The sequence below is a fragment of the Sporolactobacillus sp. STSJ-5 genome, from assembly GCF_024385605.1.
Lineage (GTDB): Bacteria > Bacillota > Bacilli > Bacillales > Sporolactobacillaceae > Sporolactobacillus.
Window position 1 is genome coordinate 1 of sequence record NZ_JANFOJ010000021.1, and the last position, 24852, is coordinate 24852.

The 24852-nt window shown below is 43.5% G+C and carries 28 protein-coding genes, 2 tRNA genes and 1 other annotated feature; of the genes, 16 read left to right on the forward strand and 14 right to left on the reverse strand.

What is annotated here, in order from left to right:
* Nucleotides 1–121: 121 nt before the first annotated feature.
* The 5 genes from NOM01_RS14890 (at nt 122) to NOM01_RS14910 (ending at nt 3496) form a co-directional block, all read left to right on the forward strand.
* A tRNA-Asn gene (locus NOM01_RS14890) sits at nt 122–196 on the forward strand.
* A gap of 2 nt (nt 197–198) precedes the next feature.
* Nucleotides 199–272 (forward strand) — tRNA-Thr (locus NOM01_RS14895).
* Nucleotides 273–810: 538 nt separating this feature from the next.
* Nucleotides 811–1932, forward strand: a complete 1122-nt coding sequence (locus NOM01_RS14900; protein ID WP_255749288.1) for a M24 family metallopeptidase — start codon at nt 811–813, stop codon at nt 1930–1932.
* Between the two features lie 116 nt (nt 1933–2048).
* Nucleotides 2049–2897, forward strand: a complete 849-nt coding sequence (locus tag NOM01_RS14905) for a YitT family protein (RefSeq protein ID WP_255749289.1) — start codon at nt 2049–2051, stop codon at nt 2895–2897.
* A 23-nt stretch (nt 2898–2920) separates the two neighbouring features.
* Nucleotides 2921–3496 carry a TetR/AcrR family transcriptional regulator gene (locus NOM01_RS14910; protein WP_255749290.1) on the forward strand — a complete coding sequence of 192 codons (576 nt, stop codon included), beginning with the start codon at nt 2921–2923 and terminating at the stop codon, nt 3494–3496.
* Nucleotides 3497–3561: 65 nt separating this feature from the next.
* On the opposite strand, the gene NOM01_RS14915 is transcribed toward NOM01_RS14910, so the two are convergent.
* Nucleotides 3562–4236 (reverse strand): DUF4163 domain-containing protein, encoded by a 675-nt coding sequence (locus NOM01_RS14915; RefSeq protein WP_255749291.1) that lies wholly within the window; start codon nt 4234–4236, stop codon nt 3562–3564.
* A gap of 317 nt (nt 4237–4553) precedes the next feature.
* A complete protein-coding gene (locus NOM01_RS14920) occupies nt 4554–5150 on the reverse strand; it encodes a TetR/AcrR family transcriptional regulator (RefSeq protein ID WP_255749292.1) in 597 nt (198 codons plus the stop codon).
* Between the two features lie 100 nt (nt 5151–5250).
* Between NOM01_RS14920 and NOM01_RS14925 the strand changes: the two genes are divergently transcribed.
* The 4 genes from NOM01_RS14925 (at nt 5251) to NOM01_RS14940 (ending at nt 8222) form a co-directional block, all read left to right on the forward strand.
* Nucleotides 5251–6708, forward strand: a complete 1458-nt coding sequence (locus tag NOM01_RS14925) for an MDR family MFS transporter (protein ID WP_255749293.1) — start codon at nt 5251–5253, stop codon at nt 6706–6708.
* Nucleotides 6709–7006: 298 nt separating this feature from the next.
* A complete protein-coding gene (locus NOM01_RS14930; protein ID WP_255749294.1) occupies nt 7007–7141 on the forward strand; it encodes an FbpB family small basic protein in 135 nt (44 codons plus the stop codon).
* A 70-nt stretch (nt 7142–7211) separates the two neighbouring features.
* Nucleotides 7212–7844 (forward strand): LysE family translocator, encoded by a 633-nt coding sequence (locus tag NOM01_RS14935; protein ID WP_255749295.1) that lies wholly within the window; start codon nt 7212–7214, stop codon nt 7842–7844.
* Between the two features lie 237 nt (nt 7845–8081).
* Nucleotides 8082–8222, forward strand: a complete 141-nt coding sequence (locus NOM01_RS14940) for a hypothetical protein (RefSeq protein WP_255749296.1) — start codon at nt 8082–8084, stop codon at nt 8220–8222.
* 164 nt (nt 8223–8386) lie between these two features.
* Here NOM01_RS14940 and NOM01_RS14945 read toward each other — a convergent pair whose 3' ends face one another.
* The gene (locus NOM01_RS14945; RefSeq protein ID WP_370646160.1) at nt 8387–9610 is read right to left on the reverse strand and encodes an MFS transporter; all 1224 of its coding nucleotides are present in this window, start codon (nt 9608–9610) and stop codon (nt 8387–8389) included.
* A gap of 107 nt (nt 9611–9717) precedes the next feature.
* Nucleotides 9718–9957: a binding site (T-box leader), on the reverse strand.
* Nucleotides 9958–10111: 154 nt separating this feature from the next.
* On the opposite strand from NOM01_RS14945, the gene NOM01_RS14950 reads away from it, so the two are divergent.
* The 3 genes from NOM01_RS14950 to NOM01_RS14960 are packed head-to-tail and all read left to right on the forward strand — an operon-like array spanning nt 10112 to nt 11587.
* A complete protein-coding gene (locus NOM01_RS14950; protein WP_255749298.1) occupies nt 10112–10543 on the forward strand; it encodes a MarR family winged helix-turn-helix transcriptional regulator in 432 nt (143 codons plus the stop codon).
* Between the two features lie 4 nt (nt 10544–10547).
* Nucleotides 10548–11228: a nitroreductase family protein gene (locus NOM01_RS14955; protein ID WP_255749299.1), complete on the forward strand. Its 681-nt coding sequence runs from the start codon at nt 10548–10550 to the stop codon at nt 11226–11228.
* A gap of 2 nt (nt 11229–11230) precedes the next feature.
* Nucleotides 11231–11587: a DUF1304 domain-containing protein gene (locus tag NOM01_RS14960; RefSeq protein ID WP_255749347.1), complete on the forward strand. Its 357-nt coding sequence runs from the start codon at nt 11231–11233 to the stop codon at nt 11585–11587.
* A 178-nt stretch (nt 11588–11765) separates the two neighbouring features.
* Here the strand turns inward: NOM01_RS14960 and NOM01_RS14965 are convergent, their stop codons facing one another.
* The 11 genes from NOM01_RS14965 to NOM01_RS15015 all read right to left on the reverse strand — a co-directional run bounded on the left by NOM01_RS14965 (nt 11766) and on the right by NOM01_RS15015 (nt 20578).
* Nucleotides 11766–12635: a PHP domain-containing protein gene (locus NOM01_RS14965; RefSeq protein ID WP_255749300.1), complete on the reverse strand. Its 870-nt coding sequence runs from the start codon at nt 12633–12635 to the stop codon at nt 11766–11768.
* Nucleotides 12632–13075 (reverse strand): GNAT family N-acetyltransferase, encoded by a 444-nt coding sequence (locus NOM01_RS14970; protein ID WP_255749301.1) that lies wholly within the window; start codon nt 13073–13075, stop codon nt 12632–12634. The genes NOM01_RS14965 and NOM01_RS14970 overlap by 4 nt, the downstream gene beginning before the upstream one ends.
* 1 nt (nt 13076) lies before the next feature.
* On the reverse strand, nt 13077–13784 hold the full coding sequence (phnL, locus tag NOM01_RS14975) for a phosphonate C-P lyase system protein PhnL (protein WP_255749302.1): 708 nt from the start codon (nt 13782–13784) through the stop codon (nt 13077–13079).
* Nucleotides 13781–14419: a DapH/DapD/GlmU-related protein gene (locus NOM01_RS14980; protein ID WP_370646151.1), complete on the reverse strand. Its 639-nt coding sequence runs from the start codon at nt 14417–14419 to the stop codon at nt 13781–13783. The genes phnL and NOM01_RS14980 overlap by 4 nt, the downstream gene beginning before the upstream one ends.
* The gene (locus tag NOM01_RS14985) at nt 14416–15609 is read right to left on the reverse strand and encodes an alpha-D-ribose 1-methylphosphonate 5-triphosphate diphosphatase (protein ID WP_255749304.1); all 1194 of its coding nucleotides are present in this window, start codon (nt 15607–15609) and stop codon (nt 14416–14418) included. The genes NOM01_RS14980 and NOM01_RS14985 overlap by 4 nt, the downstream gene beginning before the upstream one ends.
* 9 nt (nt 15610–15618) lie before the next feature.
* Complete coding sequence (locus NOM01_RS14990) at nt 15619–16467, reverse strand: ATP-binding cassette domain-containing protein (RefSeq protein WP_255749305.1); 849 nt, start codon at nt 16465–16467, stop codon at nt 15619–15621.
* On the reverse strand, nt 16464–17321 hold the full coding sequence (locus NOM01_RS14995; protein WP_255749306.1) for an alpha-D-ribose 1-methylphosphonate 5-phosphate C-P-lyase PhnJ: 858 nt from the start codon (nt 17319–17321) through the stop codon (nt 16464–16466). Before NOM01_RS14995 ends, NOM01_RS14990 begins: the two co-directional genes overlap by 4 nt.
* A 7-nt stretch (nt 17322–17328) precedes the next feature.
* Nucleotides 17329–18423, reverse strand: a complete 1095-nt coding sequence (locus tag NOM01_RS15000; RefSeq protein ID WP_255749307.1) for a carbon-phosphorus lyase complex subunit PhnI — start codon at nt 18421–18423, stop codon at nt 17329–17331.
* A complete protein-coding gene (phnH, locus tag NOM01_RS15005) occupies nt 18424–19050 on the reverse strand; it encodes a phosphonate C-P lyase system protein PhnH (protein ID WP_255749308.1) in 627 nt (208 codons plus the stop codon).
* Nucleotides 19037–19480, reverse strand: coding sequence for a phosphonate C-P lyase system protein PhnG (phnG, locus tag NOM01_RS15010; RefSeq protein ID WP_255749310.1), 444 nt, complete (start codon nt 19478–19480; stop codon nt 19037–19039). Before phnG ends, phnH begins: the two co-directional genes overlap by 14 nt.
* A 381-nt stretch (nt 19481–19861) precedes the next feature.
* The gene (locus NOM01_RS15015; RefSeq protein ID WP_255749312.1) at nt 19862–20578 is read right to left on the reverse strand and encodes a GntR family transcriptional regulator; all 717 of its coding nucleotides are present in this window, start codon (nt 20576–20578) and stop codon (nt 19862–19864) included.
* A 405-nt stretch (nt 20579–20983) separates the two neighbouring features.
* Between NOM01_RS15015 and NOM01_RS15020 the strand changes: the two genes are divergently transcribed.
* Genes NOM01_RS15020 through NOM01_RS15035 form a run of 4 tightly spaced genes read left to right on the forward strand, consistent with a single transcriptional unit; the run spans nt 20984 to nt 24487 of the window.
* A complete protein-coding gene (locus tag NOM01_RS15020; RefSeq protein ID WP_255749313.1) occupies nt 20984–22021 on the forward strand; it encodes a phosphate/phosphite/phosphonate ABC transporter substrate-binding protein in 1038 nt (345 codons plus the stop codon).
* A gap of 26 nt (nt 22022–22047) precedes the next feature.
* A complete protein-coding gene (gene phnC / locus NOM01_RS15025) occupies nt 22048–22851 on the forward strand; it encodes a phosphonate ABC transporter ATP-binding protein (RefSeq protein WP_255749314.1) in 804 nt (267 codons plus the stop codon).
* Nucleotides 22851–23636: an ABC transporter permease subunit gene (locus NOM01_RS15030; RefSeq protein WP_255749315.1), complete on the forward strand. Its 786-nt coding sequence runs from the start codon at nt 22851–22853 to the stop codon at nt 23634–23636. Before phnC ends, NOM01_RS15030 begins: the two co-directional genes overlap by 1 nt.
* Nucleotides 23636–24487 (forward strand): PhnE/PtxC family ABC transporter permease, encoded by an 852-nt coding sequence (locus NOM01_RS15035; protein ID WP_255749316.1) that lies wholly within the window; start codon nt 23636–23638, stop codon nt 24485–24487. The genes NOM01_RS15030 and NOM01_RS15035 overlap by 1 nt, the downstream gene beginning before the upstream one ends.
* The last annotated feature ends 365 nt before the right edge of the window (nt 24488–24852 follow it).

Here is a 24852-nt window from a genome sequence, read left to right on the forward strand (position 1 = left end):
ATGGAGAGAGGCAGGAAGTCATCGATGATGGCAGCCTGTTTCTTATTATATTTTATTATGTGAACCCTTCCATGATAATGGAGAGTACATTATAATATACATATCATTTTAACTTAAGTATTCCACAGTAGCTCAGTGGTAGAGCAATCGGCTGTTAACCGATCGGTCGTAGGTTCGAATCCTACCTGTGGAGCCAATGCTTCCATAGCTCAGTTCGGTAGAGCACTTCCATGGTAAGGAAGGGGTCGCTGGTTCAAGTCCAGTTGGAAGCTTAAAGCACAACGTATAGAGGTAAGTTATAGTTTTTAAGGCCGCCTTTCACAATAAATGAAATTGTGAAAGGCGGCCTTTTTTCACACGTAAAGAAAGTATAAGATTTTGTCCCGTATTTAAACGAATAAACCAGTGTCTTGGCCGAGAATCAAAGCAGAGATGCGCCCGCGGTCGCGCTCAGTTGATGCGAGCAACCGAAGTGATGATTCAGCACTGTAAAGACACAAACCAATACTAAAAAAAAGGAACTTTCGCAAGTGTAAAGGAGCTTTCGCTAAATACGCATACGTCCTGTATGCAACGCGAAAGCCATCACATCCTGTGAAATTAAGGACCGGGCGTTTTTTGCCCGGTTTTTCTTATTTTAGAAAAGATTTAATTTAAACACTCTAAAAAACGGAGAAAACATTCCGCTTTTTAATTTTGTCCATTTATTTTGCCTAGTTCCTTTACAAAATAAACGAAAAGCGTATAATCAAAATAAAAGTAAGTACGTACTTACTCATAATAAAATATGTGAAGTGAAAGGAAGATTGGATGAACACATTAGAACAAGAAATTCAGAATCGATTAACGAAGTGTCGGGAAAAATTAGTTGAACGCAATCTGGAGGCCTACGTCATTACAGATTCTGAAGACATATGGTACCTGACAAACATTAATTACAGTCCCGAACAACGGCCATTTTTCTTAATTGTGTTTGCTAATCAGGATCCGCTATTCATTGTTCCTAAATTGGAAGAATCTCATGTTCAGGTCCCTTACTTTAAGTACACGATTGATACTTATTTTGATGTCACGGCGAAAAAGGGTCAGAACTGGTTCGAAGTAGTGACACGACATCTTGTTAACGTGAATCATGTCGGTGTAGAAGATAATGTACCGTGGTATCTGACTTATCAAACGGGTGACATAAATTGGACTCCTGGAGAGATCATTAAACAATTGCGAACCATTAAAAGCGACTATGAACTGGACAAAATTCAAGTCACGGCGAAAGTATGTAGTGATGTGGTTTGTCAAACGTTGGCTACGGTGCATACAGGCTCCAATGTGCTCGACTTGTACATGCTGCCGCATAAAACGCAAAGTGAAGTGATCAGCAAAAATTTTAGTTTAACGAATCGAATTACCAATGGTGTCTGGCCGGCTAGTTATAGCTATATGCCGCATAGCATTCCTGCAATGGACGCGCAGGTTTCAAAAGGTCCCAATGTGAATGTCGCTACTTTTAAATTAGCGGGATATGCCGCAGAATGTGAGCGAACGTTCTTTACAGAGGATCCTACTTCCGAAGAACAGCGGCACTTTAATCAAATGATGCAGGCACGTAAAATTATGCTGGACATGATTCGTCCTGGTGTCAAAGCCAGCGAGGTTGAACAAGCAGTTTATAACTATGTGGAGGAACAAGGTTTAACTCAACACTTATTACACCGACCCGGGCACGGGATTGGCTTAAATAATCATGAGGAACCGACACTATCATTTGGTAATGATACGCGATTACAAAAGAATATGGTTGTTTCCGTGGAACCTGGTTTGTATTTTGACGGACAGGGTGGATACCGTCATTCAGACACTGTCTGTATCACTGACAATGGTTATCGATTCATGACTCAGGCACCGGACCAGCTGAATGAACTTATCTTGAAATAAAAAAGCAAGATAACGTTAATTAATGGCTTGAAAACCCACATCATGTGGGCTTTTATTTTGGTTACTATGCTAATGGACAGTTAGCTGCAATTTTTTAGTAGAGAGGAAAAATGAAAATGAAAGCAACAATGACCCATACGCGTAAATTCAGTTTTGCTGTTTTGTATGGTTTGCTATCTGCCATTGGCATTAATCTTTTTTTGAGCCCGGCCAACGTCTATTCAATTGGCATACCTGGAATTGCTCAACTATTGAACGGTATACTATCGATGGTCGACATTAATTTAAGTATTAGCACGCTTGTGGTTATAATGAATATCCCCTTGGTCTTGGCAGCCTGGTACTTATTTGGGTTAAACTATACGATGTATTCATTAATTGCAGTGTTTTCAAATGTTATTTTCTTGCAAGTTATTCCACAAGCACCCATTTTGTCTGAACGAATTACCAATGCCATTGTTGGAGGAACGATCATTGGAATTGGCGTTGGGTTATGTTTTCGCAACGGATTTTCTACAGGCGGAACAGATGTGTTCGTGAGCTACGTACAGCAGCGCTTTAAGAAAAAAATAGGCTTTATCAATACAGTGATTAACGGCAGTATTTTGCTGACGACCGGTTTGTTTTTTGGAATTGCTGGGGCAACGTACAGTTTAATTAGTATGGTAATTACAAGTTTTATTATGGATAATATTTATATTCAGCAAAAAAATATGACGGTCTTCGTTTTTACAAAGAATCCGCATCAAATCATAGAACGATTGAAGAACTTTGCACATGGTGCTACCTTATTTAAGGGAACCGGTATTTATTCTCAGCAAGAAACAGACATGATCATTGTTATTGCTCAAAGAAGTCAGTTATTCTTTTTAAAAAGGCTGGTTACTTCCTGTGATCCAAGGGCCTTTGTCAGTGTTCAAAGGGCAGACTATTTAATCGGTAACTATATACAAAAATATGACTAAGTAACATTTAAAAGGAGTATTTTATGACTAAAGAAGACACCAGACATAAAATTTTACAAGCTTTCACCGGACTGGTCATTAAGCACGGGTATGAGTCTACAACGACACAAAAAATTGCCCAAGACTCTTCGGTAAGTGAAAACACCGTATTTCGACATTTTAAGGATAAACGCGGCTTATTAAATGCCTTGCTTACCGAGTACCTAATGGATTTAAAAGACTTACAAAGTTATTGTAAGCTTACAGAAAACCTAGAAGAAGATCTTCTACAAATAGCCACGAACTACCAGACTTTTATGAGCAAGCATGAGGCAATTGTTATGACTGGTTTGAGAGATTCACTTCATTTGCCGGAAGTTCGTGAAGCTAGTGAACAAATTTCACTTTATTTCAAAGAATTGACTGGAAACTATTTAACTCAAATGAAGGATAAAGGAAGAATAGCGAAAGTAGTAGACGTCAAAACGCAAGCCATTAATTTTGTTTGGATTAATTTCGGCTATTTTATGACTCGCAAAAATAGACCAGCGCAATTGAATATTTCAGAATTACAACAGCACATTGGAGCATTTATTTTGGGGTTATCAACTCCTCAATAACTCAATCAAAAGGCTGCCTATATTCATAATCCGTAGAAATCAAAAAGGGCTATAAAATAGCCCTTTTATTTATAAACGGATTCAGGAATCTTTATGAAGAGATATCCATCAGGATAGGATTTGATTTCACCGTCTTGAAAAACGAGATAGATGCCATGATCATACAATGAGATTTGCGTATCTTTGTTCACTGTAAAATCACTTAATTTTGAAACCGATTTGGCATAGGGTTCATGCGTACTCAAATAATTAAAAGCATAGTTCTTCACTTTTTTATACTGAGCAGAGGTTTTAAGAATATCTTTAATTTCATACTGCTGTCCTGTAGATAGATCAAAATTGTATAGGGTTACGTAGTCGCTTCCGTTTGATCCGCCGGTATACATATAATCGCGATATAAAATACTTAGCTTGCCGTTCTTATTATTTATTACGTTATAAGCGGAGTTATAAGAATAGTGAGAATTACCATCTTTAGTAAACGTTTCGGCTCTTTTTAGATTTAGAGCACTCTTGTAGGAATTTTGAGCCGCTTTTTCCAGCATTTCATTAATTCTTGCGGCAGCTTTTTTGTTGATTCCGTGGACTTGAGGGTACAGCAGCAATCGTTCGCCATTATATTTATGTTTTGTGAAACGGGGAACAGAGGTTTCCTGATGCTGTACAGCTGTAAATAAGTAGATTAAAAAGGCAATGAAAACTAGAGCCAAAGCTGTCAAAAAGAATACACGACGTTTCAATGTAACCACCCTTTGCACGATTTTTTCAAACGAGCGACAAACATAGAGAAGCAGCACCAAGAAAATGGAATGAAGCAAACGATGTGCGCAAGTCTCCAATTGAAAAGTCATTATCTCATAGAATCGGTAGACAAAGAGAATTAAGGTGAAGATTTATATATTTGCGTATCTGAGCTATTGAGTTTTAATCGACCGGATCAACCTCGCATTAAATTAAAGAGAGCGCTTGATTCAGGTCCAAATAGAAACGAAGCCGCCCCATTCTCGAGGGCGGTTTTTGGCGCTTATAATGTTCTTCAGTTCGAATTTCGATGTGTTCAGCGTTTTTCATTCATTTGAAACAAGGGCATGAGGAGGGTATCTACCATCTCAGTAACCGCAGTTTTTGTCAACGTTCCATGGGTAAGGAGTTCATTAATAAAAAGCAGCGTCGGCAGATTTTTCATACGATCAGTGATTGTGTCCGGATTAATTTCTCCTCGGGCTGCGGCGTTTGCTAAAATCGTGTCAAGAGATTGACGAATTATGTTTTTCGAATTTGCTGCCATGAAGAGCTTATCAATTGCTTCACCAATCTGGTCTGAAATCAGCCCTCGAATTGTCTCCTGTCCCAATGAAGAAAAGGCGGCAACCGGAGCGGATAACAAAGTAAGAAGATCTGTACGTAAATCGCCGGTGTCCGGTGTTGAAAAGTCTACTTTTGGACCGAATTTTTTAAAGGCGGCAACGACGATCAGTGCCTTTTTCGGCCATCTCCGATATAAAACGGTTTTGGTCGTTCCCGCCGCAGCAGCAATGCCCTCAATCGTTAATTTTTGATAGCCTTCCTCTTGGAGCTGCTGCCAGGCAGCGGTTAATAAGGCATCCTCAAGTTCCGTGCCACGTCGTCTTGACTTACGCTTTTGCTGATCCATTTTTTTCTCCCAAATTAAACTTGCTTTTTCTTATTTTTTATTATAGCATAAATTATATTAGATACGGCCGTATCTTAAATTGGTGAAGGGATAACAAACAATGAATAATGGAATAAGCAAAACAAGCAATTTAAATCAAGTGATCGCAATCAGTTTCATTTTGGTACTTGGTGCCTTGGCACCGATGCTCGATACCACCATGGTCAATATCGCTGTCAATTCAATTATTGCAGATTTTCATACCACGGTTTCATCAGTCCAGTGGGTGGTTACTGCTTATGTACTAGCAATTGGGATTGCGGTACCCATCGCAGGCTGGGCCATTGACTGGATAAGCGGCAAAACCTTGTATTTAGGCGCTTTAGTTTTATTTTTGTTAGGTTCAGTAGTCGCAGGTTTTTCGGGGAGCTTATGGCTTCTTGTCGTCAGTCGAATTATTCAGGGAGCGGGAGCAGGAATGATTATGTCTGCTCTTTCAACATTAATTGTACGTGCAGCGGGCGGTGAAAATCTTGGGAAATTAATGTCGATCGTAGGTCTTCCGGCCGTTTTTGCTCCGATACTTGGGCCGACAATCGGTGGTTTAATTATCGATCACCTAGACTGGCACTGGATTTTCTATATTAATATCCCAATTGCTCTATTCTCCATTATTCTTCTGCTTTGGAAATCGCCGAAATTTACACCGGAAGAACGGGGAAAACGTCTCGATTGGATTAGTGTGATCTTGTTTGCCGGAACGTTTACGGAATTGATTCTTGGGATTACTAAGGTCAGCACGACAGGTAAATTTTTTGAAAGCCAGGTGATGGTGCCAATTTCCATCGGTACGGGTCTGCTGATTCTCTATGTCCTTTATGCATGGATCTGGCCAAAGCGCGCACTTGTCAGTCTCAGTCTTTTTAAACTGCCCAGTTTTTCGGCGTCGTCGCTTTTATTATTAATGTCTGGTATTACGATCAATGGAGCAATGCTTCTTTTACCGCTGTACTATCAGAATATTAGAGGAGCAAGTGTCGTCTGGACGGGGATTTATTTAATTCCGCAAGGCATCGGTATGCTGCTAACTAGAACCCAAGTTGGCAAAATAACGGATCTGATAGGTGCAAAATGGGTCGTCATGTCAGGTATTTTCATATCGGTGCTCGCCACAATACCGTTCGCATTTGCTGACCAGCACACATCGCAATGGCTGCTGCTTCTCGCTCTTTTCTTTCGCGGGGCGGGTCAAGGAGCGATGATGATTCCAATTATGGCAGATGCGTACACGGGATTGTCAAAAAGACAGATTCCTGAGGCGACGATCAGTACGCGGATGCTTCAAAATATCGGCGGGGCATTCGGTACGGCAATCCTTGCCACCGTTGTGCAGCATCATTTGTCCGGCTCTGTTCCTAGCTTGACCCATATTTCAGGAGCGTACAATGCCGCATTTGTTTGGTCAATTGTGAGTACTCTGGTCGCCGCCATTCCCGCTTGGTTCTTAAGTTCAAGAAACAACAAGGCAAGGATTGAAAAGAGAGAGAACAGATTTTCCGTGACAGCAAAGCCTCGTTAAATGGATTTTTTAAACATTAGACGTTCAAACGGCTGGACGTTTAAGGGCAGTAGGACCACTTTTCGCAGTTACGATACACGAAACCGCGAGGAGTGGTTTTTATTGTGTTTTTTTGATCAAATCACATAAGAAAATGAAAAAAACACTTGATATATAATTAAACACAGTGGTATAGTATGAATAATAATCCTTCTGTTAAAATAAAGCTCACCATCTTCTCTGCATTTCTGCAGAGAACTTTTTTATTCATTAATGATGATAAGGAAGCTAATGACCACTGTGAAAAGGGGATGACGATTTGAGAAAAAAACTAAGGTATCGTCAATTGATTCAAACCAATAAAAAAGAAATTTTGAGTAGCAAGCATGATCTGGATCGGATTGACATGATTATTGACCAGAGACGCGTAAAAAAGAGAGGAAGTTCGCATTAACCGTAAAATATATTTTTTATTATTCATGTGGTAGACTTGACGAAAAATAGTTGATGGGGTGAATGAGACTGTGGTTGACTCGATTACTTTAATCAGTTTTTCACTGGTAGCTTTGGGAATTGTATGTGCACCCGGACCAAATATGATGTATCTCGTATCCTGTTCTCTGACTCAGGGCAAGAAAGCTGGTTTCATTTCTTTATTGGGTGTTGTTACAGGGTTTATTGTCTATGTGATCGCGACAATTTTGGGACTTGATTTTATCTTTAAAACGGTTCCTTTGCTTTATTCAGCCATCAAAATAGCAGGAATCATCTACTTGCTGTGGATGGCATGGAACGCCGTAAAGCCGGGTAGTCAGTCGGTCTTTGAACCTCATAATGTTCCTCATCATTCTCTGAAAAAACTCTATTTGAACGGATTAATGACGAATTTATTAAATCCCAAAATAGCGGTTCTTTACATCTCTCTGTTACCGCAGTTTGAGCATCCGCAAAATGGTCCATTAGCTTTGCAAATCGGAGTACTCGGGACCGCACAGATTATTATCAGCTTTTCTGTGAACTTATTAATTGTGTTCTTTGCGGGTCAAGTTTCCCAAATGTTAAGAGAGAGACCGGTATGGAAAAAGATTCAAAAATATTTCATGGCAACTGTTTTAGGACTATTGGCGTTAAACTTGGCATTTGTTAAAAACAAATAAATTCCGTTGCTCTTTAACTCAAGGCTAGTGTTTTCATGCCACATCGTGTGAAATGCAAAAATCAAACCTTCGCTTAAATAAGCGGAGGTTTTTAACTATTAGTTAATGCTTTCCCCTGTTCCAGCAGGAATGAACAACATACAGACTATAAATTGCGGACAATTCTGATATAATTCAAGTGTCACTTAAAAAGCTCGCTTCCTTTGCGTGAAATTAACGTAAAGGAGGTGATTACGTATGAAACGCTCTCGAAAGATGAAGAAGTCAACAAAAAATCGAGAAGCGGCTTGGCAGCTCTTTCTCAGGGAACTGGTCTTCCCTGTGCTACGTGAGACATTGCCAAAGCTTCTCGATAGACTTCTTCACTGGTTATTTTAAGTGACAGAAGGTACTTTTATACCTTCAGCAACACAAAAGCCCTCCGCACTGGTCTGCGGAGGGCTCTTCGATTACGTATAAAACGCTCTTTATACTATAATTATATCATAAATTTATAATTTACTCAAAAGAGCTACCTTGTCAGACATTATTATTTGTTGAGTTCATGGAGCTTTCTGAATGGCACTCCTTTTCGTCCAATAATGAGTGAATACGGATAGTAGTAGGGCAACGACGAACATGATGATCGTTCCTGTTATTACGACCGCTCTTATTGAAAAATAGTCTGCTGTCAGGCCAAAAATGATCGTTGTCATGATGACGAGGACGGCTTCGATTAAGTCATATAAGCTGCCGACCCGCCCCATAATTTGCGTTGGTATGCTCTTTTGATAAAAGGTTAAGAACCCGGCATTCGCGAAAGCCATGAAAAAGGAAAGAACAAAAAACCCTGCTGCGGCAACAGAAAACGAGTGAGAAACAGCATAAAGAATGTAACCCAATGAGAAAAATAGAGCACCTATTTGAATTAAAAACGAAATCGAAAGTTTCCGGGCAAAAAGTGAAGTGACAAACGCGCCGCAAGCAATGCCAGCTCCGGCAATGCTGACAAGGAAACCATAACGTGTATTGGAAAGGCCTAAAACGGCTTTTGCAAAAGCTGCTTCAAGTGAATCAACAGAAGCCGCCATGACCATCATGCAGCTGAATAAAAAATAGACAGTCATGATTAATGAATTTTTCAGGCTGAATTGAATGACAACCTGCCAATCCATTTTAATGACCTGAAGAGACATTTTCTCTGCGATGGCAAAACGGGTATGCTTTTCTACATTAGGCAGGAACAGGATGACCAGTGCTGATAGAATAAAGGACAGCCCATTAATATAAATCGCGAACATGGGAGAACCGATTAGAAACAGTAATCCGGCAATAGCCGGACCAATTAAGAACCCTCCGGATTCGATTAAACCCCTTAGAGAATTAAATTGTTTTCTTTGATCCGGTGGAGTGACTTTTGTAATGTAGGTCATAGAAGCTGGGTTAAACATTGAACTTGCCATGTTAATCACAAAGACAACGAGGAACATAAAGAATAGTGATGGTATGCTGGGCAGAAGGATAATTAATCCCGCGCGCATCAGATCGAGCACAATCATCAGTTTACGTTTATTCAGCCGATCAATGAGGCTTCCCGACCAGAAATTAGTCAATAAAGTTGCTGCCGGCTTCAGTATATAAAGGACAGTGACAGCCAGCGGTGAGTGGGTCATATCAAGAACGATTAAGTTGAGGGCGATAAGATAGATCCAATCGCCAATGTTTGAAATGCCGATGCCAAGTAACAAGAGCAATGAATTTTTCCAGAGTGTTAACCTTTTGCTGATTTTCATAACGATTACCTCCGTTTAACCTATTAATAATTGATGTGGTTAATCGAGGGCAGTGGACATCGTTTTTTCATAAAAAAGCTCGCCTCCAAGACAATTCAAGTCTTGGGGACGAGTTTATCGTCGTGGTGCCACCCCAGTTTGCAAACCGGTCACCCGTATTTGCCTTATCAGGTATCAATTACCTGCGCTCGATAACAGGAGCATCTGTTGCATGATCATTTTTTAGAATCCCATGAACAGCTCGGAGGCTTGTTTCAGCACGCTGCTCTTGGTCCTTTTCACCCAACAGGACCTCTCTGTAAAGAGCAAATATTGCTTACTTTTCTCGTCATCGCTTTTCGTGTTTAGCAACGAATGTAGCATAATTTTATATGCGTGTAAAGGGACACCGCGTAACACCTCAAAGGTGGTATTCTCATTTTCCAAGTCTTCTTGCGTGAGTTATGGAAGTTATTCAGGTATATTAGTTGATGCATCAATTAGTTTTCGGGAGGAATGATTATTAAACGGTGTTCGGAAGCAGATGAATTATTTTATCACTTGCATGTGGTCAGCAAAGAGATGAATCGGGCGTTTGAGTCGATGGCACAGACCAGTTTAACGAAACTGGAAATCTTGTTTCATATTGATTTATCGGGCGAAATCGGGCAGATGGAGTTGATCAATAGGTTGAAACTCGATGCAGCGGCGGTCACGAGGCATCTAAAATGTTTAGAAGCTGAGGGGTTAATCAGCAGAAAAAAGGTAGACCGAGATAAACGACTAATCGTGCTCCGCTTAACAGAGCAGGGACGGCTGGAACGAGAACGTCTGACAAAAGTTAAGGGAAAGCTTCAAGAACAGATTTTAGCTGAGTTTACCAATAGTCAAATCATTGAAGTATCAAAACTAATTGAGCATATTTCACAGAAGATAAGAGAGGTTTAATAAAATGGAAAAAACACAATCAACGGATTTTTTTGATGTTATGAATAATAGGCATTCTGTAAAAAATTATGATCAATCGGTAAAAATTTCACATCTGGAAATGACTGAAATGTTAATGGAAGCGGCTAAAGCACCCTCTTCAGTGAATCTCCAGCCTTGGCGTTTTGTCGTTGTCGATGAACATAAGGAGCGGCTGGAGTCGCTTGTACGATTCAATCAGAACCAGCTCAATACATCCTCAGCAATGATTTTAATTTTGGGGGACATGAATCATCCGGATTATGCTGAGGAAATTTTTGCCGATGCGGTGGAGAAAAACCTAATGTCCCAAGAGGTTAAGGACTATTATATGAATGCACTTCCCGGTGTATTTTCCAAGATGACAAAGCAGCAAATAAGAGAAAATACATTAATTGACGGCGGTTTAGTGGCGATGCAACTGATGCTTGTGGCAAAGGCTCATGGCTATGACACAAACCCGATCGGCGGTTTTGAACGAAAAGAAGTCATGCAGGCATTAGGTGTGGATACGGAACGCTATGTACCGATCATGCTGCTTGCCATTGGCAAGGCGGCAAAGCCGGCTCATCCGAGTGTCCGTTTGCCAATCGAAAAATTAGTTTCTTGGAATCATGCAGATGGTGTTGTGGGAATGCCCGCTAAGAAAGTTGAGGCGCGTAAATGATGATACAAACTGCAGCGTTCACCGTTGCCCTGCTTGTTGCTTTAGAGCATTTTTATATAATGGGACTTGAGATGTTCTTTTCAAACAGCCATTTAGCACAAAAAACATTTCATTTAGATCAAAAATTTGTTCAAGATCAACGAGTTCAAACTTTATTTAAAAACCAAGGCTTATATAATGGATTTCTGGCTGCGGGTATTGTTTGGGGGATTTTTTCAGCACAGCTCCCTGTCGTTCTGTTTTTTGTTGTATGTGTTGTCATAGCGGCAGTGTATGGCGCAGTCACTGTATCAATAACCATATTGTGGAAACAGGGACTTCCGGCACTACTCACGCTAATTCTATTAGCAGCGGTCTGATGAGACGATCTATTTTTGTTAAGAGAGGCGGTGAACGTCTCTTTTTTTTACACAACTATGAAACATCCGTGACCATCGCAACGGCGGCTTCGTCTTCACCGGAGACTTGGCGAAGATAAGTTTTCTAAGCAAACAAAAAAGCACCGAATGGCCGGTGCCTGGAAGAGTTGAAGACGGATTACGATTGAATCATTTTGCCGATCTGTTCTCTTTTTTCTTCAAGCAGGGTGAACCGATCGCTGTCGATGCAGCGTGAACCGGGAACAGAACCGGTATCTGTATAATAGCCGTGAAAGTCCGACCCGCCGGTTTGAGCGAGATGATAGGTTTCGGCTAATTGCAGTGCCTTCTCCTCGTTAGCTGCGTCATGGAGCGGATGAAAAACCTCAATGCCCTCTAGGCCAGCCTCGACAAATTCGGGAACAGCGGAGAAGTTGTCGAATTGGCCGGGATGAGCAAGAACCGGAACGCCGCCGGCTTTTCGAATCGCGTGAATCGCATCAATTGCATCAAGGTAATGAACAGGGACAAATGCAAGCCCCGGAAGCGTCTGGCGATCGCCTCTGAAAAATAACTTTTTATAGAGCGGGCCATAAATGGAGTCGGTATAGCCATTCAAAATAAGTGCGTGCATGATGTGCTGCTTATAGACGCCGGTTCCGTTTTCAGCCAGCTTGGATACTTGCTCCCAAGAAATGTGGTATCCCGCTTGAATGAGTTTCTGAGTCATGAGACGTGATGCGTTGTGCCGCTCCTCCCGCATCGGGCGGCAGAGTGCTTCAAGTGCCGGATGTCCGGGCGCGACAAAAAGGCCGAGAATGTGCGCGCGGCGATGACGCTTATAGTCATAGGCGGAAATTTCAATGCCGGGAATGATGCCAATGCTCAGTTCCTCGCCAAGAGCGATTGCCCGTTCAAGACCGATTGTTGTGTCGTGGTCGGTGATGGCCAGCTTGTTGATCTTATTTTGCAAGGCCAGCTTGAGTACTTCCTCGATTGAGTACGAGTTGTCGGAACAGTTTGTATGGCAGTGCAGATCGATAATCATGGGTTCAACTCCGTTCTAAAACTGATACCGTGCTGCTGAAATCCGAGGCGTTCATAAAAGGCGTGCGCGCCTTGCCGCTTCAAATCGCTGGAAAGCATTAGCTTGTAGCAGCCTTGATCGGTCGCACGGTTCATCGCGTCATGCATCATTGTTGTACCAATTCCCAGCCCCTGAGCTTCAGGCGCGACGACGACATTTTCCACAATCGCAATTTTTAATCCGCCATGGCCGAAATTATCAAGGATAATCAATGAGTACGTGGCAAGCAGTTTATTTTCAGACCAAACACAAAAAATTTTGTAGTAAGGATATTGATCCATTTTTCTGAATAACGTTTGAGCATCTTTCATGGTCATTGAATGCTGCGCGTCAAGCTGCTGCAACAGGTGCACATAACGGTCGATATCTGCCAATGTCAATTCCTGAATGGTGACAGTCACTTTACAAGACCTCCTTGAGCAATCCGTGTTCAAGTTTATACGTACAATCAACAACCGATTCCATAAAATCCAGGTCGTGAAAGATGCCGATCATTGTGGTTCCGGATTTTTTAAGTTCATAAATGCGTTCTTTAACGGTTTCTTTAGATGCTTCGTCCAGTGAAGCGGTCGGTTCATCGAGTAGCAGCAGTCGGGATTTTCGAGCCATGGAGCGTGCCAGATTCAGTCGAAGTTTCTCGCCGCCACTGAAGGTTTTCGGATAGGTATCCCACAGTGTTTCACGCAGATTGAAATGGTCGAGCATATCCTTCGCACGCAAACGGGCTGTGGATTCATTTTCGCCCATATCCAGCAACGGTTCCATCACAAATTCCAAGGCGGTCATGCGTGGCATGATGCTGAGAAATTGAGAGACATAGCCAATTTCTTCTTTGCGAATTGCAAGTACTTCGCGCTCCGGCGCATCGGCAAGATCAAGCGGACCGAAGCGTTCGGACTGATAACGAATGTGACCGCTGCTCGGGAGATAGGTGCGGTAAATACACTTAATAATGGTTGATTTTCCGCTTCCGCTCTGGCCGGTAATGCCGAGAAATTCGCCTTCATGCGCAGTGAAACTGATCCCACGGCAGCCGGTAATTCTTTTTTCTCCAAACTGGTGCATCAGAAATGTTTTTTCTAATTGATCGACCTGAATCAGTGCGGTCATCGTGTTTCCCTCCATTTGCGAATGAGGCGGATAAAAGCCTGGGGATCGCATAATTCTTCATAATGGTTCTCGATCGTTTGTCGATCCCAGTCCCACCAGCGGCTGTCTGTGATTTCCTTGATCAATTCATCGCTGAATCGTTTCCGAATCGGTTTAGCAGGGACACCGGCGACAATAGTGTAGGGTGCCACATCCTTGGTGACTACAGAGCCGGCACCGATCACCGCACCGTTCCCGATTGACACACCGGCCATAATGGTTGCCGAATGGCCGATCCAGACATCATTCCCAATCGTTACCCAATGAGCACGGCGCCAATTGAAGACGCGCTGATCGTTCGTGTCTGCCAATTGGTAGCGGACCCGGCGGTAGGTCAGATGATGCTGGGTGACGCGATCCATCGGATGGTTTCCCGGGTTGATCCGGACATGCGAAGCGATCGAACAAAATTTACCGATGGTTGAATAAATGATATTCGCGTCTCCGTCGGTATAACTGTAATCACCGAAGGATGTTTCCTCTATGCGGCTATTCGGTCCGATGTCCGTCCAGACACCAAGTTTGCTGTTGATGATGATCGCACTCGGTGAAATGGTTGGCCGTTCGGATAATGTTCGTTCCGCCAAATGGTTCACCTTCCCTCGACTGTTTGCTGCGGCTCGGGCAACAGGTAGTGCATGCGGCAGACCTCCGCTCCGTCGACAAAAACATGGGTGAGCTGCGGCCCGTTGGTCTCACTGACGCCGACGACGAGCAGATCGGCTTTCTTGCCTAATTCAATTGATCCGGTCAACTGATCAAGATGCAATGCCTTGGCTGGATTAAGTGTCACCGTGTTAAATGCCTGAGATGCGCTCATTCCAAGCTCATAATGCAATTTGAAGGCGGCATGCAATAGCGATGCCGGATAATAATCCGAGCAGAAGATATCGACAAGCCCTTCATTAACGGCCTCATGGGCGGATAAGTTATTGCTGTGTGATTTTCCAAGTACAAGATTAGGTGCGCCCATCACGGTGAGCATACCGAGTTGACGTGCGTATCGTGCCGCTTCGATGGTTATTGGAAATTCGCTGATGCCTGCATTCCAGTCGCGGACGATCTCAAGCTTTTCGATCGTGTCGTCATCGTGTGAGGCGACGGATACACCGTATGCGTTCGCTAATTGTGTCAGTTTCTCAATACTGTGCGTATCGAGCTTTGGAAGCTTTTTCGTTTCTTCAATAATCTGTTCCGCTTCTTGCTCGGTATAGTGGCGATGATCGATCAACAGGCGCCGCTGGACCTCCAGATCACGGTACTGTCCTTGGCCGGGTGTATGATCAGTCAAAGATAATTGATCGATTTTGCCGTTTTGGATTAATGCGGAAACAGCATCCAGTGCGTTGATGTTGGCAATCTCGTAACGCAGATGCGTTTTGTGGCGGATCAGATGCGGTCCGTTCGCTAGACGATTTAGTGAGTTGATCAGGGCATAAACGGTCTCGTTATCACGGCCTTTACGCACGGTATTCTGTTTCATTAAAGAAACGGCGTGGAAAATGGTTGTGATCCCTTCGGCAGCTAATTTTTTTTCCAGTTCGGCAAAAGAGAGTTCAACGGTAAAGCGGCTTGTCGGACGCGGCTCGATCTCTACTTCAATCGCATCACTGTGCGAATCAATCAGGCCGGGGGTCAGCCATTTGCCGCCTGCATCAAGATCCGCACTCTCCACAATGTCCGGTTCACCTTGCTCAATTTGAACGATCCGATCCGCTTCAATTGATACATAACCATTCTCAATGACTTGGTCGGGCAGCACGATTTTTGCATGATAAATTTTCATTTTGACACCTCACAATAAAGAGTGGACGAGCAGTTGCGTGTAAGCGTGATGCGGATCTTCGAGAATCTGGTCGGTTAACCCCGCTTCAATGCAGCGTCCTTGTTTCATCACCATTGTCCGATCACACAACATACGGATCACACCGAGATCATGCGAGACAACAATCATCGCTGTTCGACTCTCTCGCTGAATGCGTCGTATCAGATCAAGGACACGTGCTTGAACCGACAGGTCAAGACCGGTGGTTACTTCATCCAACAGTAGGATCGGCGGATGATTGGCCAATGCTTTGGAAATCTGAACGCGCTGCTGCATGCCGCCACTGAAATGGAGCGGCGCCTCATCCATTCTCGTGACCGGAATCTCAACATGCTCAAGCAGTTCCTTGGCGCGTGCGCGTATATTGTGTACATTGAACTGCCCGGCGGCAATTAGTTTTTCAGCAATATTGCCGCCGCTTGAGAATTGCATTCTCAGACCGATCCACGGATTTTGGTAAACCATCCCCATTAAATGATTGCGAATATAGCGCTTTTGCTGAGAAGATGCACAAAATATATTTGCCGCTCCCTTTTCATAGGTTGCGATGGTCGCTGAGCCATCGGTGACCGGATTGTCAAAATAAAGACATTGGACTAGCGAACTTTTCCCTGATCCGCTTTCACCAACGATGCCAAGAATTTCTCCTTCATAGAGATCAAAGGAAAGGTCATTGCACGCCCAGACTGTGCCGCAGTGCGGGCAATGGTTGCTCCCTTCAGGTAGCTGTTCCGGATGGCTGCAGGCAGCGCAGCCTTTCCCGAACCGCTTTGTCAAATGCCGAACGCTGAGCAGCGGTCGGCTTGCATCATGGATCATGGTGTATGCCTCTTTTCTTGTCGTTTTCGGCAATTGCCGGTATCCGAACATTGGTAGAATTTCTGACCGGTTTTTTCATCAAAAAGTTCGTCAAGAAAGGTATCGCTGCTGCCGCACAGCCGGCAGGAGCATCCCTCGAAATGTTCGACCTCAAACGGATAATCGTCAAAAGCAAGCGGCTCTATTTCTGTGTAAGGCGGAATGGCATAGATCTTCTTCTCGCGGCCGGCACCGAACAGAAACAGCCCATCCGCATGATTCAGCTTTGGCAGATCATAGCGGGGAATCGGGCTTGGCGCGAAAATGTATCGTTTGTGCGCGAGTGCCGGATAGTCGGCACCGATGCTGATTTTCCCCCATTTGACAATGTCTTCATATAAGCGCAGCCAAATTCCACTGTAATCCATTTCCGCATGCAGCTGCTTCGTTTTGCGCTCCTTGGCTTCAACCATCCGAAGCGGTTCCGGCAGCGGTACTTGAAAAACGAGAATTTGATCGCTGCGAATCGGCACCTCGGGAATCCGGTGGCGGGTTTGAATGATGGTTGCACGCTCTGAGTCGGTCGTGACCTCGGCTTTCGTGCAGGACTGGACCAACTTTTTGATACTGACGGCATTGACACTGTCGTCGTTTCCTTGATCAATCACTTTAAGACAATCCTGATCACCGATCAGTGACAGAGTTAGCTGCAAGCCGCCGGTTCCCCAGCCGCGGCCAATCGGCATTTCTCTGGAGGCAAACGGCACTTGATAACCGGGAATGGCAATGGCCTTAAGCGTTGTGCGACGAATTTCTTTTTTGGATCCCTCATCGAGAAAGGCATAATTGTATGTTTGTTTCAAATGTGCCTGCATGGTTGCGTCACTCCTTTCGCATCTCTTTCTTTTCGGATTCAGCTATTTTCTGTGTTTGCCGCAGGACATCGAGTTTTGATTGAAAGGTGATATAATGCGGTAATTTTAAGTGAGACACGAATCCATTGGCTTCAATGCTGTCGACATGGAGCAGAACGAATTCTTCATCTTGAGACGGGATTGATCCCTTTGTCTCCAGACCTTGCTCAAGAATCGCCATGGCGATTGCTTTAGTTTCGTTTTGCCCGAAGGTCAGCCCGTAGCCAAGCCGCAGTTTTACATCACCTTGATCATCACGTTCGAAGGCATTGATCGTTTCGATCTCGGTCAGCATGATTTCGCCAAGACAGAGACTTTCATTGGAATCAAGCGGATAGGCAATGGTTAGTTCTGTATAGCCGACGCGCAGTTCGCCGATCGTCGGATGATTGGTGATATGGCCGCGCATGCTGCTGTAGGCAAGTGCTGTCATGGCACCTGTCTCTCCGCGGGCCAAAATCTGAAGCTTGGCGGATCTCGGAGCCGGGAAGGTCAGTTTGTCGCGTGTGATATCAAACAAAACGCCTGACGACTTTGGCGGAAACAGCAAGCCTTGTTCCCGAAGTAAACCGGCAACTTTTGGGAAGGAAAGCGGCTGATCTGCGTTAAGCTCCGGTATTTGTTCTTTCAACAGGTTCTTTAGGGCTTGTGCATTTTCATTCTCAAGGGCAAAGTTGAGCAGCCGATGGGTGTAGTCCATGGTTGGTCCGAGCATTTGACCGCCCGGGATATCTTTGAAGGCGGAAGAAATGCGGCGGATGACGCGCATTTGACCCGGATCTATGACTTCTGACTCATAATTTCGTTCGAGTGTGGATCGATAAGCACGCATGAGAAAGGCCGCTTCGCAAAGATCACCTTCTGCCTGCTTGATGGCAAGTGCAGCATATTCCGGAGCGTAAAGGCCGCCTTCACTCATCACGCGATCCGTAAGATGACGTAATTGTTTCGCAATTTCAGTGGTCTCCAGGCTATGCTCTGCGTCTTTAATCCGATACCATTGATTGAGCCGGTTGGCAGCCTCGATGGCTTTTTGTCCGCCGGTTACTGCAACATATCCCATTTAGAAATCCCTTCTTTCGATGCGCGTTGTTCTTGGCAGGGCAGCGATCCGTCCATCATCGTCGAATAGGATGAAATCACAGCCGGTCGGATATTCACGGTTACGCTCGGAACGCAGGCGCAGCCATTCGCTGTTCATTCCATCTGCTGAAAGAATATGCCAACCATTGATTCCCGGACCGCGCAGCACCATTGGCAGTGCCAAATCATCGGCACCGGACAGTTTACGGACATGAAGGGCAATCGTTGCACTCTTTTCCGGTTCGGTCAGTGTGCCGATGCGGACGGATTGCATGATCGAATCGATTTCATCGATTTCCGGAGGTGTGTCGATGAATAAATAATCAGCAGCATGCGAAGCCGTATGACGGCTCCCAGTTGTCCATTCGATCGCGTGTTCCGCATCGTCAGCGTTTATCTCCTGTGAATAGTAATAGAAGCTGACTTGTTGGTCCAGCAGGGTTTGTGCAAGTACATAGGTGCCGGTTGAGCACGGACATGTTTCGGGAACTTTGTGCAGAAGGACGGAAATGTCATTGATCTTTCCCGGACGTGCCATACTATCAAGTAAATGGCGATACAGTTTACGTGTGTCATGCACATGATGAAAGGTTTCAGCGTTTGTCATTGTATTCCTCCATCGTATTGAAATGGACTTGGGATTGCGCGTTGCGCGCGTATTCTAAGGCATGCGTCTCCTGAATACGCTGTTCTTCCGCATGGAATTGGGAACCATATTGGTCGAGCAGCGGCAGCCCCGCATTATGTGCCGCGTCGATGACAGCCATGCAATAGGCGCGTATCGGTTTTCTTCCGACAACGATACCGATACCGAACTGTCCATGGACGGATGCAGTACATTCGGTGACGAGTACTTCACCAAGATAAAAGGGCTGACTTGAAACGGAGTCCTTTGTTTTGGTCATGACAAGTGAGGTTTGCGGCTCGCGCTCCACCTGTACCTTTTGTTCCTGTTCGATTTTGTATGTGATTTCTTCTAATAGAGGAAGCGAGCAAGCGCTCATGATTCGACTGAGCTGCTGCTTATTCATCAACATGAAACGTCGACTCCTTTGTTAAGACTAAAGTAGGTAAAACACGTGTCCTGTCCTGTGCTGGAAAAACGTGCGTCTTCAGCAGCCGGAAAGAATTACTTTTCAAGAAAATAAGAATTGGCAAGGTATATAAAGCTCGTTACATGTGTCACTGTAACTTATCGATAAGTACAAATAGTTAATGCACTGTAAAAAGACTGTAAAAGAAGGGACAGATTTGAGATATAATTCATTGAAAAAACAGAAAAATAAGGAGGGATTGGCGCTGCGGGCTCGAAATGTGTGGCAGATATCCGCTTTGGAGTGCCCAAAAATGAACACAATGGAATGGATGGAGAAATGACGGGTGATCCAATCAAACTAATGGTTACGGAAAAACAGGAATTAAAAATCGATAACGTAATGGCATGTATCGCTGCGCATTTTGGATAAGGTGTATTCAAAGGGATGCCCGTTTGGATGATTGGCAAAACTTCTAATTTGAACCAGTGGAACATTTTCAGGGAGTTGCAGCATGAGCACGTCTTCTAAATTAGGAAGGATTGCCTGAACAATTGATTTCGTGCGAACCGGAGAAATCCGGTAATGGTCGGATAATATCTTATACAATGATTTAAAGTTTGTTAAATAGTTCTCGAGATTCGGGATGTCCTTTTCACAAATGATCGTCTTGGACAGTGAGACCGGTGTTTCATTAATAAATCGTTTAATCCGCAGATCATAAATAAATTCATGGGTTTCAAGGTTCAAATAGCGGCATTCTTGCTGCGTGGGATGACGCCGGTCATGGTGCAGTAGCTGTCCGCGGTGAGGGACGGCTTTCTCTTTGAGGTTCTCCGAAAATCCGGTCCGTGCAGATAACTGATAGGGGAACACTTCAGGCCGAGAGATCACAAATGCACCTTTTCCTTGATGAGCGGTGATCCAGCCCATGTTGATCAAACGGGCGACGGCAGTACGAACAATATGGTGATTTGCTTGGAATTTGTCGCATAGTTCGTGTTCCGAAGGAAGTTTATCTCCAATTCGGTACGTTCCTTTTTTTATTTGAGCGATCAGATAGTCTGCAATTTGCAAATGGCGTATGTCTGATTTTGACATTGCATGTTCACCTCGGTGTTCCCTTTTCTATTAAGTTTACCGCGAAGCAAGGATTCTGTATATGAGCGGCATAAGTTTTCGTTTTTTATAGGTATCTTTGTTGGCTCTTCTACTATTTCACCTTCTTTGGAATGTACATAATTCTCAAACTTTAAATTTTCTCAATAGTATATTAACATTCTATAATTATTCGCTCGCTACAATGTAACCTGTGAGCCAAAATGAATCGACCACAGCGTTAAGGGAGCTTAGTAAACTCAATCAAGGTGTTCGTATACTTTTCGAGTTGAAAAATCAAAAGTTGATATTCGTAAAAGATTATGCTGCGAGTAGATTCTCCTTTTTTCGCTCAACCAAAGTATATTTACATAAAATAATCACATATCTCGAGGGGGAAATAGCAAAGTGAAAAAGGTTGCAATGATTCTGTTGCTCGCAATGTTGACCATGGTCTTCAGTGCCTGCAGTTCATCGTCAGAAAATGGAAAGAGCGGCAGCAGCGACAAGAGCAAAGAAACGATTACAGTGGTTTGGTATCCAAACGAGTCTGCTGATGACTTAAAGGATTCGCGTGCAGCGATTGATGAAGTCATTGCTAAGGCAACGGGTAAGAAGGTCGTAGACAAGCTGACGACGGATTACAACATTGCAATTGAAGCACTTGTCAGTGGAAATGCGCAACTTGGACTTATGGGAGGCGAAGGGTACACTGAAGCACATAAGAAAAATGCTGATGTCGTCCCTGCAGTCGTTAATAGTGGTGCGTCTGGAACGCTGAAGGATGCACTCTATCACAGCTGGATTTCCGTTCAAACCAAAGATGCTTCTAAATATATGAAAGATGGCAAGCCTTCAATTGACAATATTGTCGGCAAGAAAATGTCTTTTGTCTCTCCGAGCTCGACTTCTGGATTTGCAATTCCGACAAGCAGAATCATCACACATTTCGGTGATCAAGATAAATATAAAGATTTGAAAGTGGAAGATATGCAACAAGGCGGCAAATTTTTCAGCCAAGTACTTTTCGGTCAATCACATCAAGGTTCTGCGGCAAATCTATTAATGGGTAAAGCCGACGTTGCCGCTTTCATGGATCTGCTTACACCAAATTATTTTTCACTTGTTAGCGGCAAGCTAAATGAAGAAGGTTCCGTACTCAAGGTAAGAGATAATGCAAGTGATCCATTCACTTCACTGAAAGGCAAAGAATTCACAGTACTATCTGTTACTCCGGTACTGAACGGACCGATTGCAATGAACTCGAAGGCATTAAGCAAAGAAGATCAAAAGAAAATTCAAGACGCCTTGACCTCTGATGAAACAGCGAATAATTCAAAAGTATTTGCCCCAGAAGGTGAAAAAGGTATCTTCTCAAAAGATGGTAAATCTCGTTTCGTAAAAGTTGAAGATTCTTGGTACGACGCAATCCGTGACCTTCATTAAATTAAAATCGAATAGAGGGGTTAGCGATGACAACGTTACTGGAAATGAAAAACGTTTCGAAAAAATACGGAAACGGTACTGTAGCGTTATCAGATGTGAGCTTCTCCGTCAATGAGGGAGAGTTTGTTTCCGTTATCGGTCCATCCGGTGCAGGGAAATCAACGCTCCTTCGTTGCATTAACCAAATGATTCAGGCAACAGACGGAGAAATCATTTTTGATGACGTCAATGTAATGGGATTTAAAGGGCGCGCACTGAGACAAATGCGGACGAAGATGGGCATGATTTTTCAAAACTACAACCTTGTCGAACGACTGTCCGTCATTGAGAACGTGCTGCACGGCAGACTCGGCTATAAATCAATGCTGGCAGGATCTCTCGGTTTGTTTACTGATGATGAAAAGCGGCAGGCTTACCGCTTATTGGAAAAGCTCGGGCTCAAAGAACAAATCTATCGCCGTTGTGATCAGCTCAGCGGCGGGCAGAAGCAGCGTGTCGGTATTGCCAGAGCATTGATTCAGAATCCGAAACTGATGCTTTGTGACGAACCGATTGCTTCGCTTGATCCAAGCTCATCGAAGACAATCATGGATCATCTCAAAGATATCTCGGATTCATTGAAAATTACTGTGTTGATTAACTTGCATCAAGTGGATGTAGCGATGAACTATGCAGATCGCATAATTGGTGTTAGTAAGGGAAGCATTGTATTCAATGGTGTTCCATCTGAACTGACGAATGACAATATTAAGGCAATCTATGGTTCCGATGCGGAAAAATTGATGATTAATGTTGAGGATCAGGGCCGGATGAAGGCGGCGGAGAAATAATGAGTCAGACGTTTTTTTTTAAAAAAAGAGTTCGATCGCTCGTCATCTTTTGTGTCGTTGCCTTAATATGCTTTGCTTCATCGGTGATGACTCAATTTGATCTGTCACAAGGAATCGCTGCTATTCCAAAAGCGATTGTATGGGGATTTTCTAGTTTCTATCCGACCGCGGATTCATTTGTCTATCTCTCGGAAATCTGGGTAAAAATGCAGGAGACTCTGCTTGTCTCTATTGCTGCAGCAGCGACAGCAGCCATTTTTGCCTTCGTCTTCGCCGTTTTCGGTTCAAGGATTACAAAGGTGAATGGTTTTATCGCAATGTTGAGTCGCGCTTTTGCAAATCTTTCCCGAAATATTGATGTCAGTGTCTGGTCGATTGTACTGCTGCTTACCTTTGGGCAAACACCGATTACCGGATTTTTTGCGCTTTTTATTGCGTCATTTGGCTTTCTGACCCGTGCTTTTATGGAAACCATCGATGAATCGGGAACCGATCCGGTCGAAGCGCTAAAGGCAACCGGCGCGGGGTATGTCCCGACAATTTTTCAGGCAGTCGTCCCCTCAAGTATTTCACAAATCATGAGTTGGATCTTGTTTATGATTGAGACCAATATTCGAGCAGCAACGTTGGTAGGCATTCTGACTGGTTCCGGTATCGGTTACATCTTTGATTTGTATTATAAACGGATGGACTATCACACGGCGAGTCTGGTGGTCATTGTCATCGTGATTTCAATTTTGCTTATTGAACAAATATCCAACTATATAAGAAGGGCGATGTTGTAATGAAAGCATCACCAAAACTGACTAACGATGTGTTTGCCGCCACGGATCGTTTGCCGCCAATTAAGCTAAAGAAACTGACTAAGTCGAATATCGTCATTCGAACAACAATGATTGTTTTGGCAGTTTTAACGGTTTATGGATTTGTGACTTTCAATAATCAGAAACTAAATTTCTGGCAGAATTTGTTCGCAACATTTGCGAATTTCAGAACAATTTTTTTCCAGCCGCATTTTAATCATTTTACTTTTTCTCAAGCATTCGAAGGTGTGTTGATAACATTGGCACTTGGTTTACTGACAACCATTGTTGGTGCTGTGGTCGCTTTTTTTCTATCGCTGCTTGCTGCTGAGAATTTAACGAATAAAACGATCTCGAATAGTGTGAAGACGCTGGTTGCTATTATTCGTGCGGTGCCAACCGTTCTATGGGTGTTGATCTTTGCCATTGCGGCAGGACTAGGCAGTGTCGCCGCTGTTATTGGCATGTCCTTTCACTCCATTAGTTATTTAACAAAGGCGTATTCGGAATCATTTGAAGAACTCGATGAGGGAGTGATCGAGGCGTTAAAGGCAACCGGTGCCGGTTGGTGGCAGATTGTCTTTCAATCGATTGTCCCGAACTCCCTCACGTCACTAATCTCATGGACCTTTATGCGATTTGAAGTGAATTTTGGTGTCGCAGTTGCGATGGGTGCGGCAGCCGGAGCAGGGGGTATCGGCTATGAGATGTTTATGTCCGGCGTGTTCTATTTTGATATTAGAGAAATGGGGACGATCACTTATTTTATTCTTGCCATTGCGATTATTCTTGAGATTATCTCAATACAAATCAAAGCAAGAATCAGAGCATAATCGATTGTTTTCATTTGTGTTCAGTTTATGTCTAGATACATGCGCTAAAGTGATTCGTGGGTAAAGTCATTTGTTTACCCCCGAGTATTGAGCTGTTTTATTGGCTCTTTTTTTATACCGAAATGTCTTGATCATGGTACAGGTTCAGATGTTCAGATTGCGAGCAGATGGAGCATGTACACTGATTTCGGGTAGTTTTTATGATCTCTATCCCATAATTTGGGCCTATATAATAGGCTCTTTTTTTGTTTCAACATTATATAAAGAAAAATTATTATAATAAAAATATTTTTTGATTATCGTCTAGCCAGGGCCAATTGTTTTTCATTATAATAGAAGCATGTGTTAAAGGAAGAGATACAATT